2 protein-coding genes are annotated in these 3,003 nt (G+C 47.4%); both read left to right on the forward strand.

What is annotated here, in order from left to right; genetic code table 11:
- The first annotated feature begins 182 nt into the window (after positions 1-182).
- Positions 183-470, forward strand: a complete 288-nt coding sequence (locus F6J94_RS32375) for a hypothetical protein (protein WP_293047748.1) — start codon at positions 183-185, stop codon at positions 468-470.
- A gap of 118 nt (positions 471-588) precedes the next feature.
- Positions 589-2,721: a bifunctional metallophosphatase/5'-nucleotidase gene (locus F6J94_RS32380; protein WP_293047753.1), complete on the forward strand. Its 2,133-nt coding sequence runs from the start codon at positions 589-591 to the stop codon at positions 2,719-2,721.
- The last annotated feature ends 282 nt before the right edge of the window (positions 2,722-3,003 follow it).

Below are 3,003 nucleotides of genomic sequence, written 5' to 3' on the forward strand. Positions count from 1 at the left end.
CTATGAGAATTGCTATATATATTAGCAAAAGCTTGATATAATTGATCATACTTATGAGGTAGATTTAATTTTATTACTCCCTACTCCCTACTCCCTACTCCCTACTCCCTAAAATCCTAAGGGCGAACTACATCCTTACTGACAACTACCACGAAATATAATGTATTTTATCTGAGCAACTCATGAGTTTTAAAGCAGCAAATTCTGGTCAAGATTTGAACGAATCTACCGCAGGACGTTCCAAGATTCTTTCCTGTCGTTTTACGGATGTGGAACAGGTGACTGAGTTTTTGACTTATAGCCAAATGGAAATAATGCAGCTTTCTTGTGGTTCGTTCCAGAGTGAGTTTTTGGCTACCCAGATTGGTGATTTGTATTTCACACGTATTAGCGCCAATCAATCGGTTCAAGCAATAGGTCCGAAACAGCAGGGATATTTAACTTTTTCGTTGGTTTGGGCCGCCAGTTGAATTAAACAGCTAGCCATTAGAGATAGGATGTCGAAGTTTGCTATTACTTCGGCATCCTATCGTACAAAAAAGGGTAATAACTTGATATGGTAAACAAGGCACAGATCAGGTATATTTAATGAATTGGAACCGTATTTGGAAAATAGGGGTAGCAGTTGCGATCGCCCTAGTTTTGGCCATCGTTGCCTACCTGGTGATAGCACAACAGAATCGACCCATCCCCGATATAGGCTCTACAGGCACCAGTAACCCGGAGCCAGAGGTTGTTGACTCAGATACAGAGCCTTTTACTCTACAACTGCTCCATGCTTCAGATTTTGAGGCTGGACTGGCCGCATTGGAAGATGCTCCTCGGTTTTCCGCCGTCCTGAATGCCCTCAAGGAGGACTACCCCAATACTCTTGTCCTCTCCTCTGGAGACAACTACATTCCCAGTCCGTTCCTGTTTGCTGGCAGCGACCCTAGGTTGAACGACACCCCTGTGGGAGAAGCTAGTATTGGTCACGCCAATATCGAAATCCACAATCAACTCGGTATCCAAGCTTCGACCTTTGGGAATCACGATTTCGATCTCGGCAGCAAGGAAGTGCGGGATATCATTCAACCTGATGGATCTTACCGTGGGGCGCTGTTTCCCTATCTCAGTGCAAACCTGGATTTTAGCACAGACCCTAACCTATCAAGCCTGATCAGTGCAAACGGTCAAGAAGTCAGCACCATTCCGGCAGGACAAGTTGCGGGGACTGCAGTGATTACCGTCAATGGTGAGCCAATTGGTATTGTCGGAGCAAGCACACCCCTTCTGCCTACCATCTCTTCCTCTGATGGAGTCACGGTGTTCCCGGAAAATCCCACAGACTATGACGCCCTGGCTGCTAAAATCCAAACTGCGGTGGATGAATTGACGGCTACGGGCATCAACAAGATTATTCTCCTGGCTCATATGCAACAGTTGACCATTGAGCGGGATGAGTTAGCCCCTCGTTTGCGGGATGTAGATATAATTGTGGCGGGAGGGTCTCACACCTTGCTGTCTGATGCCACCGATCATCTTCGGCTCGGAGATACCAGTGGCGGTTCCTATCCTATTATCAAAACCAATGGAGATGGAAACGCGATCGCTGTTGTGAACACAGATGCCACCTATAAGTATGTGGGTCGTCTGGTGGTGGACTTTGATGCAAACGGTATCCTGATTGCCAGCAGTATTGACCCCAACATTAGTGGAGCCTACGCCACAGATGATCAAGGAGTTGCAGCGGTAGGAGGGACCCCAGATCCAGAGGTTGTAGAAATTACCAATACCCTGGATGAAGTGATCAGTACTCAGGATAGCAATATTTTTGGCAATACCAAAGTTTTCCTGCGGGGCGATCGCGCTTTTGTCCGTACCGAAGAAACCAACCTGGGTAACCTAACCGCTGATGCTAACCTGACCTATGCCAAGACTGTCGATGATACAACCGTGTTTTCCTTCAAAAATGGAGGTGGCATCCGTTCCAACATCGGGGTAATTAGCGCTGCTAACGGTGGCATCGACCCCAATGACTTTGAACTGTTGCCCCCAGCAGCCAATCCTGCGGTGGGCAAGGAAGAAGGGGAAGTTTCCCAACTCGACATTACAAACTCCCTCCGTTTTAACAATGGACTTACCCTGTTTACCGTCACGGCAGATCAATTGTTGCAAACCATCGAGGATGCGGTAGCAGCAACAGCTCCAGGTGTGACTCCCGGCCAGTTTCCCCAAGTCGGTCGGCTTAAATTTAGCTTTGATAGCACTCGTCCTGCCAATGATCGGGTTCTGTCTTTGGTTGTCCTGGACGATCAAGACCAAGTTATCGATGTAGTGGCTCAGAATGGTGAATTAGTGGGGGATCCCAGCCGCACGTTTCGTGGTGTTACCATTAGCTACGTGGCTGATGGCGCTCCCTTATCCACCTTCTTGAGTGCCAATCCAGCTTTGTTCAATCGGGTCGATTTCTGGGGTGAGCCGGATAGCAATGGCGATGGGGTTTTAGATCCTGACGAAGACCTCAACAAAAACGGCATCCGAGATGGTGCGATCCCTGAACCTTTCCAGGGTTTTGCCAATTTTGCCTCCTTTGGTTCCGAGCAGGATGCCCTAGCCGAATACCTCCATGAATTCTTCCCCACCGCAGCTAATGCCTTTAATCAGCCTGATACTGACCCGGCATTGGACGAGCGAATTCAAAATCTGGCTTTCCGGGAAGATACAGTAATTCCCGAATAACCAAGCATTGCTAAATCAAGGGATGAAATGATTGGGGTGGGCATCCTGCCCGCCCGAAAATGAAACCCACTGGACTGACACAGCTAAAATGGTGCTTTAGTAAAATCCCTAAATCCCTTGTCAATTAAGGTTTTTACCAAAAATATATTCTACTACTTTAGCTGTGTTAGTCCACTACTCATTATAATGGTTCCCCTTTGTTGCGGTAAGCATCCCGCTCACTATTGAAGGATAATAGTGCTAGAAGTTGTAGAAAAAGTAATGGCTGCCAAAGACCTATTC

The organism is Moorena sp. SIO1F2 (assembly GCF_010672755.1).
Classification (GTDB): Bacteria; Cyanobacteriota; Cyanobacteriia; order Cyanobacteriales; family Coleofasciculaceae; genus Moorena.

Excerpts from the sequence above, each read along its gene's own strand:
- F6J94_RS32375 (WP_293047748.1), top strand. The coding sequence starts at position 183 with ATGAGTTTTAAAGCAGCAAATTCTGGTCAAGATTTGAACGAATCTACC.
- F6J94_RS32380 (WP_293047753.1), top strand. The coding sequence starts at position 589 with ATGAATTGGAACCGTATTTGGAAAATAGGGGTAGCAGTTGCGATCGCC.